The organism is Enterococcus sp. AMC2644, assembly GCF_058216475.1.
Genome location: NZ_CM177095.1, coordinates 627,756 through 642,053, shown reverse-complemented (window position 1 = coordinate 642,053; position 14,298 = coordinate 627,756). Strand labels below are relative to the sequence as shown.

Annotated in this window: 11 protein-coding genes; 10 read left to right on the top strand and 1 reads right to left on the bottom strand. The window is 35.6% G+C overall.

Annotated features, from left to right (window positions below):
- The 6 genes from walK to AC4BC5_RS03140 all read left to right on the top strand — a co-directional run bounded on the left by walK (window position 1) and on the right by AC4BC5_RS03140 (window position 7,409).
- Window positions 1–1,833 carry a cell wall metabolism sensor histidine kinase WalK gene (walK, locus tag AC4BC5_RS03165; protein WP_490496727.1) on the top strand — a complete coding sequence of 611 codons (1,833 nt, stop codon included), beginning with the start codon at window positions 1–3 and terminating at the stop codon, window positions 1,831–1,833.
- On the top strand, window positions 1,830–3,146 hold the full coding sequence (locus AC4BC5_RS03160; RefSeq protein WP_490496726.1) for a YycH family regulatory protein: 1,317 nt from the start codon (window positions 1,830–1,832) through the stop codon (window positions 3,144–3,146). Before walK ends, AC4BC5_RS03160 begins: the two co-directional genes overlap by 4 nt.
- Window positions 3,136–3,999: a two-component system regulatory protein YycI gene (locus AC4BC5_RS03155; protein ID WP_490496725.1), complete on the top strand. Its 864-nt coding sequence runs from the start codon at window positions 3,136–3,138 to the stop codon at window positions 3,997–3,999. Before AC4BC5_RS03160 ends, AC4BC5_RS03155 begins: the two co-directional genes overlap by 11 nt.
- A gap of 53 nt (window positions 4,000–4,052) precedes the next feature.
- Window positions 4,053–4,859 (top strand): MBL fold metallo-hydrolase, encoded by an 807-nt coding sequence (locus tag AC4BC5_RS03150; protein WP_490496724.1) that lies wholly within the window; start codon window positions 4,053–4,055, stop codon window positions 4,857–4,859.
- Window positions 4,860–4,905: 46 nt separating this feature from the next.
- Window positions 4,906–5,673 carry a MurR/RpiR family transcriptional regulator gene (locus AC4BC5_RS03145; protein WP_490496723.1) on the top strand — a complete coding sequence of 256 codons (768 nt, stop codon included), beginning with the start codon at window positions 4,906–4,908 and terminating at the stop codon, window positions 5,671–5,673.
- Window positions 5,674–5,981: 308 nt separating this feature from the next.
- Complete coding sequence (locus AC4BC5_RS03140; RefSeq protein ID WP_490496722.1) at window positions 5,982–7,409, top strand: 6-phospho-beta-glucosidase; 1,428 nt, start codon at window positions 5,982–5,984, stop codon at window positions 7,407–7,409.
- 98 nt (window positions 7,410–7,507) lie between these two features.
- Here the strand turns inward: AC4BC5_RS03140 and AC4BC5_RS03135 are convergent, their stop codons facing one another.
- Window positions 7,508–8,146: a CPBP family intramembrane glutamic endopeptidase gene (locus tag AC4BC5_RS03135; protein WP_490496721.1), complete on the bottom strand. Its 639-nt coding sequence runs from the start codon at window positions 8,144–8,146 to the stop codon at window positions 7,508–7,510.
- A gap of 227 nt (window positions 8,147–8,373) precedes the next feature.
- On the opposite strand from AC4BC5_RS03135, the gene groES reads away from it, so the two are divergent.
- From groES to AC4BC5_RS03115, 4 genes are all read left to right on the top strand, one after another.
- Window positions 8,374–8,658: a co-chaperone GroES gene (gene groES, locus AC4BC5_RS03130; RefSeq protein WP_490496720.1), complete on the top strand. Its 285-nt coding sequence runs from the start codon at window positions 8,374–8,376 to the stop codon at window positions 8,656–8,658.
- A gap of 48 nt (window positions 8,659–8,706) precedes the next feature.
- Window positions 8,707–10,332 (top strand): chaperonin GroEL, encoded by a 1,626-nt coding sequence (groL, locus tag AC4BC5_RS03125; RefSeq protein ID WP_490496719.1) that lies wholly within the window; start codon window positions 8,707–8,709, stop codon window positions 10,330–10,332.
- Between the two features lie 539 nt (window positions 10,333–10,871).
- Complete coding sequence (locus AC4BC5_RS03120) at window positions 10,872–13,439, top strand: sensor domain-containing diguanylate cyclase/phosphohydrolase (RefSeq protein ID WP_490496718.1); 2,568 nt, start codon at window positions 10,872–10,874, stop codon at window positions 13,437–13,439.
- Complete coding sequence (locus AC4BC5_RS03115) at window positions 13,436–14,293, top strand: HAD-IIB family hydrolase (RefSeq protein ID WP_490496717.1); 858 nt, start codon at window positions 13,436–13,438, stop codon at window positions 14,291–14,293. Before AC4BC5_RS03120 ends, AC4BC5_RS03115 begins: the two co-directional genes overlap by 4 nt.
- Window positions 14,294–14,298: the final 5 nt, after the last annotated feature.

Sequence of the window (14,298 nt, the reverse complement as noted above, 5' to 3'; positions counted from 1 at the left end):
ATGAAAAATAAAGTTCGCTTTTTTCAATCAGTGAACTTTAAAATCGCCCTGACTTTTATCTTGATTTTGTTAATTTCAATCGAGATTATCGGGGCGTATTTTATTCGCGGATTGGAACGTTCAACGATTGAGAGTTTTAAAATAGGAATGAATTCCCAAGCTGAAACACTTGCAGGTACATTAGGTAATTATTTAGGTCAAGAAGGAGCCGATAGTCAACAAGTAGATAGTGAAATCCAACGTGTTTTGGATAACAGTGATTCGCCTGATATTGTTGAAATGAAAGTTGTCGATCAAAAAAGTATCATTCGAGCAACAACGAATGTCAGTGATCGAAACTCTATTGGTAAGAAAAACGAAGATCCGTATATTAATGATTTTGCAAATAAAAATATTACGGCAATTGATGATTCAACAGGCGATCGCGTACAGATTAATGTTCAAGTAATTCAGTCTGCTGGAGATACTGTTATTGGTCTGTTGTATGTTAAAAGTAATTTAGAACAAAAATACAATGAGATTAATAACATTGCATTTATTTTTGTCACTGCATCAGTGATTGCTGCAATGATTTCTATGTTGGTGGCGGTACTAATTGCACGTTCCATCACGCAGCCAATTGGTGAAATGCGAGAACAAGCATTACGAATCGCCAAGGGAGATTATAGTCATAAAGTAGAAGTTAAAGGTCGTGATGAGCTTGGTCAGTTAGCTGAAACATTCAATCAATTAGCTGAACGAATTGAAGAAACACAAGAAGCAATGGAGTCTGAGCGAAATCGATTAAATAGCGTTTTAGCACATATGACTGATGGGGTAGTAGCAACAGATCGTCGAGGTAAAGTGATTACAATCAATGAAATGGCACTTTCATTATTAAATGTTAAGCAAGAAGAAGCCATTGGTCAGTCAATTCTAATGTTATTTGAGATGGAAGAAGATTATACATTACGTAAATTATTAGAAAATCCAGATGAAATTTTATTGGAACGTCCATCTAACGATCCGAGTCTAGAAGCTCTGATTTTGCGGGTTGATTTCTCGATGATTCGTCGGGAATCGGGATTTATTTCTGGTTTAGTGGCTGTTTTACATGATGTTACTGAGCAAGAAAAAACAGAGCAAGAACGTCGCGAATTCGTATCAAATGTATCACATGAATTACGCACGCCATTAACAAGTATGCGTAGTTATATCGAAGCGCTCAATGAAGGTGCTTGGCAAGATCCAGAAATTGCACCAAACTTTTTAAAAGTGACTTTAGATGAGACAGACCGAATGATTCGTATGATTAATGATTTATTAAATCTGTCACGAATGGATAGCGGTAATGCAGGATTGCAATTGGAATTTATTAACTTTAAAGATTTGGTACATTTTGTGCTAGATCGTTTTGACATGATGGTTAACAATCATGAAAAGAGTTATATCATTCGTCGTGAATTTACCAAACGTGATTTATGGTTGGAAGTTGATACCGATCGAATGATTCAAGTAGTTGATAATATTATGAATAATGCCATTAAATACTCACCGGACGGGGGAATCATCACTGTTCGTTTAGTAGAGACGCATAATAATATTATTTTAAGCGTTACTGACCAAGGCTTGGGAATTCCTAAAAAAGATTTAACGAAAATTTTTGATCGTTTTTACCGTGTAGATAAAGCTCGTGCTAGAAAACAAGGTGGAACAGGTCTTGGATTAGCCATTTCTCGTGAAGTGCTCAAAGCTCATGGGGGGACTATTTGGGCAGAAAGTCGTGAAAACGTTGGTTCGACGTTCTTTATCAGCTTACCATATGAACCTTATGAGGAGGATTGGTGGGAATGAAAATCACAGAAAGAATGGTAAGATTTGGCTTATGTATAATGATTGCTCTAAGTTTTTACTTGTCTTACCTTATATGGTGGAGTCCGGCAACCAAAGATGCTGCCTTAGTCAATGAAGTAGAGACTGATGCTAGTACAGAACTAAACGTCAAAGAGGCATCAGAAGTTTTTCTGCCTTTACGTTTAACACGTATTGATAAGAATGGAATAGATGAAACCAATACCGAAAGCTTGATTAAAAAATTCCAAACAGATATGACTGATGCAAAATTTGAAACAGCGTATGTGAAAAAATATGACTCTGCACAAGATTTTGTTGCACAAACCCAATTGGACGAAGGCGTTGAACTGGTTTATGCCGCAGCAATACCTATTCGTTCATATTTAGATACTTTCCATGTGACTATTCCGATGTCAGATGAGATGGAAGAGGATACTGAATTCTTACGTATTCAAGTTGATTTTAAAAGCGAAAAAATTCGATTTATAAATCGAAACAAACGAACTGTTTTAGAAGCAAAAATTTTATCAGGGATGAATGAGTTTAAGCACACTATTAAAAACAATGCTGCTGAATGGATCGAAGTGTTTCGTGATCCAGCGTACAGTTTTTATCAATATTACACAGTAGAACCGGTGAAGCTGAAGATGTACAGCTATATTTCTTCTACTCGTCCCTATACGGTGTTTCGTGATTCATTCTTTACTAATCCCAAAAATGTTCGAAGTAATGATGGAACAGCTAATTTAAATTTTTATGATGGGACAGAATCAATGACCATCCAACAAGAACAGCAACAAATTGACTTTCGTAGTGTTGTTCGTACAGATCATCAATTTGATATCTATGCGAAAAGTTACGATTATGTTCGTGGATTAGGTACGAATTATGGGTCGTTACGTTTATTTTCTCAAGCGAAAAACATGATTGACTATCGTATTTTTGTCGAGGGATTTCCTGTTTTTAGTGATAAAGCTGAAGGGAAAATAACTGTCCGTTTTAGTGAAAATGGTCAAGTGAATCAAAAAAATATTGAAATAAAAGCGAATTTAAACACGATTCAAGTACCAATTCCTTCAGAACGTGAAATAACCTTGCCGTCTAGCTATGAAGTCGTTCAAAACTTATATTTACATGGTGCAGAATACGAAAAATTAAGTATGATTTTAATCGGGTATGGCTGGAAAAATATTCAAGATACGGGCGTCATTGACTTAGAACCTAATTGGTACATTCAATATGATAATACTTGGTATAGTTATGAACAGTTACTAGCACATTTAGAAGAAAGCAGGGAGACAAATGGATTTTAAACGAATCGAATGGATTTTTTTCCTAGCTTTTCTGGGAGTAAATATATTTCTAATCAGTATTTATCGGGAAGCACGTTCTGAGCAAAATATTGTCTCTCGTTCGAATCAAAAAATTCCAATTGAACAACGTTTAGCATCTGAAAATATTCAATCAGATGGAGATTTTTCAAAAGAACAAATTCTCGGTTACTACCTAAGCGGTGAACCAACAAATATGAATGAACTCATAGAAAAAGAACGAGCAAATGGGACTCACACAGAACTTGTTAATGGTCAAACGACAACGGAAGGACCCGTTTTAACCCATGTTGTTAATGATGGGGCTTATTTACGGAACAATGGTCAAATCATCGATACATTGGATAGTTACTTTGAAAAGAGTAATAATTTAATGTTTCAAAGTGAATATGCCTATATTCCGGAATGGGATCGAGTAGATGGCGATTATGCTGAATTGTTTGCTGCCCAAACTTATGAAGGTATTCCGATTAACGATGATTCTAGTCGTCTGGGAATCACTGTAAGAAAAGAAGAGGAGGCAGTGACGATTGTTAGTTATACGCAAACTCATGTCGATAAGTTAACGCCTCTTCGAGAAGCGATGACCTTATATTCTGAGGAAGATGCAGTTAATACGCTATACATTAACAATAAAATTCCAAGTAATTCCACCTTAAAATGGCAACAGCTTGCCTATACATTAACGCTTAAAGTTCGTGGAAAAAATGTTTATGTCCCAGCTTGGTTTGTAGCGATTGAAACCCCAGATGAGACAATTCAAATTGAACGAGTTAATGCTTTAACAAATCGGATTATCACAAATACTACAGTTCGCACAGTAGAAAATACGTAAAAAGATAGGTATAATGGACTCAATGTTCAAACTTAGAGAGGAAGTCACAGGCAATGGAGAAACAAAACGCATTTCAAATTAGCATCTTAGCAAGTGGAAGTTCTGGCAACTCGTTGTTTATTGAAACAGAGAAGAAAAAAATCTTGGTAGATGCTGGTCTAAGTGGCAAAAAAATTACTTCATTGTTAGGTGAAGTCGGACGGAAACCAGAAGAATTAGATGCTATTTTGGTTACGCATGAACATCGCGATCATATTCATGGCGTGGGTGTTCTTGCTCGAAAATATAAATTAGATGTCTATGCTAATGAAAAAACCTGGCAAGCAATGTCGCCTTTAATTGGCAAGGTTGCTGTAGAACAACAGCATATTTTCGAAATGGGAAAAATTTTAACTTTTGGTGATATGGATATTGAAAGTTTTGGGGTATCTCATGATGCGGCGGCACCGCAATTTTATCGTTTTTATAAAGATGGTAAATCATTTGTCATGTTGACAGATACGGGTTATTGTAGCGATTATCTGCGTGGAACTATTCGTGGAGCAGATGCGTATTTAATGGAGAGTAACCATGATTTAGAAATGTTACGTATGGGTGCGTATCCGTGGAATTTAAAACAACGAATCTTAGGCGATCGGGGTCATCTATCTAATGAAGATGGGGCACTAGTTATGACGGATATTCTAACAGATAATACGAAACGGATTTATTTAGGACATTTAAGTCGTGAGAATAATTTAAAAGAATTAGCCCACATGACAATGGAAAATGTACTGTATGAACACGGACTAGGCATTGGCGAAACCGTTCATGTGTATGATACCGATCCAGATAAAGCAACGGAATTATTTGTCATTTAAAAGAAGGGCGCAATGCTCTTCTTTTTTGTTCAGAAAGGATGCTAAGATGTTTGATAACGAAAGAGTCAAGAAATTAAATGATTTGGAAATGATGGTTTATGACTATATTTTAAAGAATCGGAAAATGGTATTAGCTATGTCAATTCGTGAATTGTCGGCTGTATGTCATGTTTCGACATCTACCATTTTTCGTATGTGCCATAAGTTAAATTTAGCAGGTTTTTCTGAGTTGAAATACGCTATTAAGCAAAAATTAGAGGAAGAGAACGCCTATAATCTCGATTATTTTTATCATGAAACTTCACAAATTGATACTTTTTTAAAGCGGGTAAATCAAGAAAGTTATCGTAAAATATTAGCTATTGCCGTTGATATGATTGTTAAAGCAAATCAGATCATTTTTACAGGAATTGGAACTAGCGGTATCTTAGGGATGTATGGTAGTCGTTATTTCATGAATTTTGGATTGAATTGTTATAGTTTAACAGATGCTTTTGCTCCCGTTTCACCTCGGTTGCAAACCAACACGTTAGTTATTGCTTTGTCGGTATCGGGAGAAACATCAGAAGTTTTAGATCAAATAAAAGAATTTAAACAATATGGCGGAACTATTTTAAGTATTACCAATGAGGAAGACTCAACTATTGCTCGCTTTTCTGATTATAATTTATCCTATCATATGCCTGAAGTAATTTATGGCAGAAGAGAAAGTTTAAATATCACCACACAAGTTCCTGTGATTACATTGTTAGAAGTCTTAGCACAGCAAGCTAGCCATAAAGTTTATCTCGCCAATCAAACAGCTTCCGAATAATTATTGGAAGCTGTTTTTTTTATTGAAACATGTTTCAATTTCTTTATAAACGCTTTTTTTAAGTGAGATTTTTGTTTATATTAATTTATGTAAACGAATACTTTTAGTGGAATAAACATAGGAACAAGAGACTTAGAAAGAATCATTATCTTTACAAAAAGAGGCGGCGAAATGGGCTTGCTTATTTTGCTTATGTTCCAGTCTCGAGCCATTATTTATGGCTATTTCCTGTATGTCAGAAAGATGAATTAAATTAATGTGGGGCAAGTATGACGAAGAAATTTAATTAATGAAAAGGATGTGTAACTATGTTAAGAAAAGATTTTTTATGGGGTGGCGCAGTTGCTGCCCATCAATTAGAAGGCGGCTGGCAAGAAGGCGGTAAAGGTGTTAGTGTTGCTGATGTAATGACTGTAGGAGCGCACGGTGTTCCACGGCGTATTACGGATGGAGTCATCGAAGGAGAAAACTATCCAAACCATGAAGCCATTCAGTTTTATCATCATTATAAAGAAGATGTGAAATTATTTGCAGAATTGGGATTGAAATGTTTCAGAACTTCGATTGCTTGGACACGTATTTTTCCTAAGGGTGATGAAGCAGAACCCAATGAAGCTGGGTTGCAATTTTATGATGATTTATTTGATGAATGTTTAAAATATGGCATTGAACCAGTGATTACGTTGTCTCATTTTGAAATGCCGTATCACCTTGTAACCGAATATGGTGGATGGCGTAATCGTCAGGTAATTGATTTCTTTGGACGCTTTGCAGAAGTTTGTTTCACTCGCTATAAGGATAAAGTAAAATATTGGATGACGTTTAATGAAATTAATAACCAAGCAAATTACGTAGAAGATTTTGCACCATTTACCAATTCTGGTTTGAAATATGTTGAAGGAGAAGACCGTGAACAGATTATGTACCAAGCAGCGCATTATGAATTAGTTGCTAGCGCTAAAGCAGTTGCGATTGGTCATCAAATTAATCCTGATTTTCAAATTGGTTGTATGATTGCGATGGTACCTATTTATCCATATTCTTGCGCACCGAAAGATATGATGGCGGCAACCGTCGCTATGCAACGTCGTTATTGGTTCACAGATGTTCATTGCAAAGGGAAATATCCAAGTTATATCGAGGCGTACTTTGAACGTAAAGGCTATCAATTAGATCGGACAAAAGAAGATTTTGACGTGCTAGAAAAAGGAACTGTTGACTACATTGGTTTTAGTTATTACATGTCTTTTGCAATTAAAGACAATGACAAAGCACCAGCCTTTGATTATGATGAAGCACGTGATTTGGTTCGTAATCCGAATGTGGACGCTTCTGATTGGGGCTGGCAGATTGATCCAATGGGCTTGCGTTATGCGATGAACTGGTTTAACGAACGCTATGAACGTCCATTATTTATTGTCGAAAATGGTTTTGGTGCAATTGATGAAATAAATCCTGAAACGAACCGAGTAGAAGACGATTATCGTATTGATTATTTAAAAGCCCACATTGAAGCAATGAAAGAAGCTGTTGAATATGATGGTATTGATTTGATGGGGTATACACCATGGGGCTTTATTGATTTAGTTTCTGCAGGTACTGGGGAAATGAAAAAACGTTACGGTTTTATTTACGTGGATAAAGATAATGAAGGTCATGGAACGTTAGCACGTAGTAAGAAAAAATCATTTGAGTGGTATCAAAAAGTGATTGCAACCAATGGAGAAACGCTATAAAAAATAAGCCATAAAAAATGGATCCTAAATAATAGTTTGCTGACAGTTTCTATCAGACGCTATTATCTAGGGTCCATTTTAACATTCTAGACAATTTTTTATTTGGGAATGTCTAAAGTCTGTAAAATAACATTAGCAACAACAACTAAGGTATTCATACCAACATGCGTCAAAATAGAAGTCCAGATTTTTCCAGTATTGTAATAAAGTAAACTAAAGAAAAAGCCTAAAGAAAAATACAGGAGTAAATGTCCATCTTGATGAATGAGGGCGAATAACAAGGAACTGATACTAATGGCGAACCAAACATTCAGATATTTTTCAAGAAAGCCTGTGATAGCACGACGAAAAACAAACTCTTCCATAATGGGGCCGCCAATCATCACGGCAACTGCAAAAAGGGGTTGTCTTAAAACCAGTTGAATAATATTTTGTGTATTTTCAGAAGCAACCTCTTGCCCAAATAGTTGCTCAATTTGTAAGACGATATTTTGTAAAAAAATGGCAACAAAAATTCCTGTCAATCCAAAAGCAATGACTTTCAGCCAATTTGTTTTTGCTCTATCAAAAGATAGTAATTCGTTTTGCTTTAAATATAAAATGATTAAGACTACTGCCCCTAAAAGATAAGCGATCATTGTAGCTAGCACTTGTTGATTCGCAGGTAAGAAAGCTGGTGAAAAGAAAGCAACTGCATAACATAAGATAGTTAGGATGCTGTATTTTTTTGTAGACATGGAATCCTCCTTTCATATATTTACTATTATAACAAAATAGAGAGAAACAAATCGTTAAGAATAACTGAATGATTTAACCAATTTTGACTTTTATAAAAAAATGATTCAAAAGACTTGCATTCTAGAATGAAAATCAGTAATATTAGTTTTGTAAGTTAGCACTCTATATATGAGAGTGCTAATGACAACAAATCAAAGTTATTAGAAATTAATTGGAGGGATTTATCGTGTTAAAACCATTAGGTGATCGTGTATTGATCGAAGTCGCAAAAGAAGAAGAAAAAACTGTCGGAGGACTTGTTTTAGCATCTGCAGCCAAAGAGAGACCGCAAACAGGAACGGTTATCGCTGTCGGTGAAGGTCGCGTCTTAGATAATGGGGAACTAGCAGCTGTACCAGTTAAAGTTGGTGACACTGTTTTATTTGAAAAATATGCTGGTTCAGAAGTGAAATACGACGGTAAAGAATATCTGATTTTTTCAGCAAAAGATATTGTTGCAATCGTAGAATAATCAAATAAAAAATAAGAATTATAAAAAAACTTTGAGGTGAAATAAATCATGGCAAAAGATATTAAATTCGCAGAAGACGCTCGTTCAGCAATGCTACGAGGTGTAGATAAATTAGCAGATACAGTAAAAGTAACATTAGGCCCTAAAGGTCGTAATGTTGTTTTGGAAAAATCTTATGGTTCACCATTAATTACAAACGATGGAGTAACAATTGCTAAAGAGATCGAATTAGAAGATCATTTTGAAAATATGGGTGCAAAATTAGTTTCTGAAGTTGCATCTAAAACTAACGATATTGCAGGTGACGGTACTACTACAGCTACAGTTTTAACACAAGCAATTGTTCGTGAGGGTTTGAAAAACGTGACTGCTGGAGCAAACCCATTAGGTATTCGTCGTGGTATTGAACTAGCAACAAAAGCAGCCGTTGAAGAATTACACAATATTTCTTCCATCGTTGATTCCAAAGAAGCTATTGCGCAAGTAGCAGCTGTTTCTTCTGGTAGTGAACAAGTTGGTGAATATATTGCTGACGCTATGGAAAAAGTTGGTAACGATGGCGTTATTACAATTGAAGAGTCAAAAGGAATTGAAACAGAATTAGATGTCGTAGAAGGAATGCAATTTGATCGTGGTTACTTATCACAATATATGGTAACAAACAACGATAAAATGGAAGCAGAACTAGAAAATCCATACATCTTGATTACTGATAAAAAAATATCAAATATCCAAGACATTTTGCCATTGCTAGAACAAATTTTACAACAATCAAAACCATTGTTAATCATTGCTGATGATGTTGATGGTGAAGCATTACCAACATTAGTCTTAAATAAAATTCGTGGAACATTTAATGTAGTCGCTGTGAAAGCTCCAGGTTTCGGTGATCGTCGTAAAGCAATGCTAGAAGATATTGCCGTTTTAACTGGTGGTACAGTGATTACTGAAGATTTAGGTTTAGAATTGAAAGATGCAACAATTGATACTTTAGGTCAAGCAAGCAAAGTCGTTGTTGACAAAGACAATACAACAATCGTTGAAGGTGCTGGTTCAAAAGAAGCAATTGAAGCACGTGTGCAAGTGATTAAAAACCAAATTGCTGAAACAACTTCTGATTTTGATCGTGAAAAATTACAAGAACGTTTAGCAAAACTAGCTGGTGGTGTAGCAGTAGTTAAAGTTGGTGCACCAACTGAAACAGAATTAAAAGAAATGAAATTACGTATTGAAGATGCATTGAATGCCACTCGTGCCGCTGTAGAAGAAGGTATGGTTTCTGGTGGGGGTACTGCTTTAGTGAACGTTATCAATAAAGTTGCTGCTCTTGAAGCAGATGGTGATGCTGCAACTGGTATCCGTATTGTGTTACGTGCGTTAGAAGAACCTGTCCGTCAAATTGCCGAAAATGCAGGGTATGAAGGTTCCGTAATTATTGATCGCTTGAAAAATGCTGAATTAGGTATTGGTTTTAATGCTGCAACTGGGGAATGGGTAAACATGCTAGAAGCAGGAATTGTAGATCCTACAAAAGTAACTCGTTCAGCATTACAAAATGCCGCTTCTGTAGCTGCTTTATTATTAACAACTGAAGCAGTTGTTGCTGATAAACCAGATTCAGCTGCACCAGCAGCGCCAGCAATGGATCCATCAATGATGGGCGGTATGATGTAAACTAATTTTTAGATTCTCTATAATAGTAATAAACTATTTGCGAGATTATAGGTCTACTAAGCTAAAAGGTCTGAATTCGGTATTGTACCGGATTCAGGCCTTTTATTTTTACCTAGATTTGTTTGCTATTGGAGCATTTTATCTTCTAGCGCCTGCTTAAAATGCTCTAGACTTGCTAATCCAATTAAATAAAGAAACTTTCAATAATGAAATTATCAAAACCGTTGTCTTTATAAGCTAGGTTTTGTGGAATCATTCTTCCCTCGAAACGAACTGCTACTATTTTACTTAGGAAGGTGAACCTGGATTTGAATGCGTCTTCTTTAATAATTACTAGTTCTCTAACATTTCCGATAGACTTATTTCTTGGGTGCGCACCGAGAATTTTTTTGTTGTCTTACTTAATTTAGAATTGATAATAAAAAAACAAAAATATATCTGAGAAAGCTAGTATCAAAATTGCTTTTATGAAAAGCACTTGCTAAAATAGAGAAGAATTGAACAAACTAGAAAAATAGTCCAAAACTGGTGGTAGATGAATGAGTAAAGACCAAATGATAGATACACAAGCAATGGATTCTTTAGGAAGTTGTCAGATAGACCCAATTTTTGATTCAGAAAATTGTATTGTCGATTTCCGATTACAAGCTATGAATGCAACTTTTGTAAAAATGCTAAACTGGGAACAAGAAAAAAATGGAGAAAAATTTTCAACATTTTTTAAAGAATTTCCTCATGAAGAAAAAATTTGGTTATCTTTGTGCAATCATGCAATGAGCAATAAAAAGACTCATGAAATGACTTGTTTTGTAGCGAGTGCAAACTGTTTTTTAACCATAAGTGCAATGCCATTAAATAACAAACAGATGCTTCTTTTTTTAAGACAAGCAGACGAACAATTAGCCTTTCAAAAAGAAAACGAAGCACGCATGGAAATCCTACGTATTGTAGACCCACTTTTTGAAAGCAAAAATTATGCCTTAGCACTGCTAGAATTTAATGAAGGCACATACCGCTATGTAAAAAGTAATGACTTATATATGCAATTGACTGGTTTAAAAGATTTAAGAGAGGAGCCACTTGCAACAGTTTTTAAAACTAACTTACGGCAAAAAATAGAAGGCTATCTAGATGAAGCTATCCAGAAGAATCGCTTAGTTCATTATGAAAGAAATTATGAAGTAGGTGAACGGCAATTTACTTTATATACAGAATTAACTCCTATTTTTAGTACTTATGGGATTCCGTATATCTTATCTTATAGTAAAGATGTTTCCGAAGTGAATGAAATAAAGAAAGAAAATCAGCAACTAAGTAAAAGATTACAAGCGATGTTTAATCAACACGCAGCTATTAAAATTATTTTTGATTTAGAAACAGGGAGCATTCTATCGGTAAATCCCTCTGCATGTAATTTTTATGGATATACGGAAGAGGAGTTCCTAAAACTCCAGCTTTCAGATATCAATGGCCGACCATTAGAGGAACTTTGTAAACACTATAATAATAAGGGACACGGGGATACTTTGTTAAGCTCAATTCCACAAGTTTTAAAAAATGGTGAGACTCGGTTAGTCGATGTCTACTGTAGTCTGATTTGGGATGGAAGCGAACGTGTTGCTTATGCGATAGCCTATGAAGTAACTGACCGAGAAGTATTACGCCAAAAACTACTACACGAAGAAGAGTTATTACGTATTACTTTACAATCGATTGGCGATGGCGTCATCGCTATGAATAAACAAGGAGAAATTACGAGCTTTAACGATAAGGCTGCCAAAATTACTGGCTGGCAGAGCCATGAAGTTTTAGGAAAAAAATTTGAAGATATTTTTACGATCTATGATGAGAAAACTTGCGAGAAAACTGATTTAAGAGAAAAGGTAGCTTTCTATAAAGAGGTCCAAGTCAAATTTGAACACATCGCATTATTATTAACCAAAGATGCTCGATGGTTACCCATTGCTAAAAGTGAGGCACCGATTAAAGACCAACATAGTAATTATCAAGGAGTAGTGATTGTTTTTCGTGATATTCAAAAAGAGATGGAGCAGTTACAGCAAATTGAATTTTTAAGCTATCGTGATCCGATTACGAAGCTGTATAATCGGCACTATATTGAAAAGCATGTTGGCTGTTTTAGTCAACCAAGCAATTTTCCAATTACAGTAGTGATGGCAGATGTAAATGGTCTGAAGTTAACCAATGATGTCTTTGGTCATAAAGCAGGTGATGAATTGCTAAAAGAAATAGCGACTGTTTTTGCAGGTGTTTTTTCTGAAGAACACATTATTTCCCGTTGGGGTGGTGATGAGTTTATGATAATTCTACCTAAAACCCGCTTAGAAGAAGCAGAAGAAATGGTACAAAAGCTTCGTCAAATGCCCATTACTGTGCCAGGTATTGTCGGTGTGAAGGCAAGTGTATCTTTAGGCTTCGCAACAATCATTGATACTAGCAAAACAATTGTGGAAGCAATGAATGAAGCAGAAGAATATATGTATCATCAAAAATTACTTGATGGAAAAAGTTATCGCCATGCCATTATTAATAGTTTATTAGCAACATTATATGAAAAAAGCAATGAGACAGAAGAGCATTCACAGCGCTTAGTCCAGTATTGCCATGCAATTGGGAAAAGGATGAAGCTGACTTCTCATGAGCTGAATGAACTAGACCTATTGTGTTTATTACATGATATTGGTAAAGTGGGGGTAGATCCGAGTATATTAAACAAACCAGGAAAATTAACTGACAGCGAATGGCGAGAGATGAAACGTCATGCAGAAATTGGCTATCGTATTGCTCAAGCTACACCAGAATTAGCGCCATTTGCGAATTTGATTTTAGCGCATCATGAGCGTTGGGATGGTACAGGATATCCACGAAAACTATCAAAGTATGAGATTCCACTTGCTTGTCGTATTTTAGCGGTAGCAGATTCATATGATGCGATGACAAATGACCGAGTTTATCGCAAAGCACTGTCACAAAAAGCAGCCATTGAAGAAATTCGCGTCAATGCAGGGACTCAGTTTGATCCTGCAGTCGTCGAAATTTTCTTGGGAATATTAACCGATGAAGAGCAAGAAAGGGACAACAAATGAATATTGTATTTGCAGATGTAGATGGTACATTTCAAGATTTTAGTCAAACTGTACCACCTATTAATGTGGCCGCTGTTCAAGCACTCCATGACCAAGGCGACCATTTTGTTTTTGTGACAGGACGTGGTCTTGAATTAGCTCAAGAATTATTAACAACAACTAATCTTCCTTGTGACATTATTTTTGGTAATGGTGCAGGAATTAAACTAGAAAATGAAGAACCGCAATTGAGTAATTGTCTAGATCATCAAGTATGTTTAGATAGTTTAGCTCTTTTAGAAGCAGAAAATACGTTTTATTTTATTCATACAGATCAAGGAGTCTTTTTGAATGATGCGACGCGTTATCAAGCACATTTTCAAGCACTACATACTAAATTTGAAGAAGAATTAGGTGCTGTGGGTGTAGACGTAATGGATTATAAAGAAGACTATTTTAAAAAAGAATGTCAAAATGTCTTAAGCGTACCTACATTTATTCAAGAACATCCTGAATTGAAAATTGTCAAAGTTGAATTGATGGAAGCTGACGATCGGCAAAAAGAAGCTTTGCGTGACAAACTAACGATGGAGGGAAGCTATGTTTTTGAGTCATACCAACAAACATTAGAAATAGTAAATCCATTAGCTACAAAAGGAGCTGCTATTTTATCGTATCTAAAGCATTTTCCAAACGCAAAAAGTTACGGCTTTGGTGATGGTGAAAACGATCTGCCAATGTTTGAAGTGGTTGATGTTTCCGTTGCTATGGCCAATGCGAGTACTGCTGTCAAAGCAGTTTGTATGGAACAAGCAGGTGAATGTTTTGAAGGTGGATTAGGAACGTATATTTTTGACCATATTATCCAAAAATAAATTGA

Excerpts from the sequence above, each read along its gene's own strand:
- AC4BC5_RS03135 (WP_490496721.1), bottom strand. The coding sequence starts at position 8,146 with ATGTCTACAAAAAAATACAGCATCCTAACTATCTTATGTTATGCAGTT.
- AC4BC5_RS03155 (WP_490496725.1), top strand. The coding sequence starts at position 3,136 with ATGGATTTTAAACGAATCGAATGGATTTTTTTCCTAGCTTTTCTGGGA.
- walK (WP_490496727.1), top strand. The coding sequence starts at position 1 with ATGAAAAATAAAGTTCGCTTTTTTCAATCAGTGAACTTTAAAATCGCC.
- AC4BC5_RS03145 (WP_490496723.1), top strand. The coding sequence starts at position 4,906 with ATGTTTGATAACGAAAGAGTCAAGAAATTAAATGATTTGGAAATGATG.
- AC4BC5_RS03120 (WP_490496718.1), top strand. The coding sequence starts at position 10,872 with ATGAGTAAAGACCAAATGATAGATACACAAGCAATGGATTCTTTAGGA.
- AC4BC5_RS03115 (WP_490496717.1), top strand. The coding sequence starts at position 13,436 with ATGAATATTGTATTTGCAGATGTAGATGGTACATTTCAAGATTTTAGT.
- AC4BC5_RS03160 (WP_490496726.1), top strand. The coding sequence starts at position 1,830 with ATGAAAATCACAGAAAGAATGGTAAGATTTGGCTTATGTATAATGATT.
- AC4BC5_RS03140 (WP_490496722.1), top strand. The coding sequence starts at position 5,982 with ATGTTAAGAAAAGATTTTTTATGGGGTGGCGCAGTTGCTGCCCATCAA.
- groL (WP_490496719.1), top strand. The coding sequence starts at position 8,707 with ATGGCAAAAGATATTAAATTCGCAGAAGACGCTCGTTCAGCAATGCTA.
- AC4BC5_RS03150 (WP_490496724.1), top strand. The coding sequence starts at position 4,053 with ATGGAGAAACAAAACGCATTTCAAATTAGCATCTTAGCAAGTGGAAGT.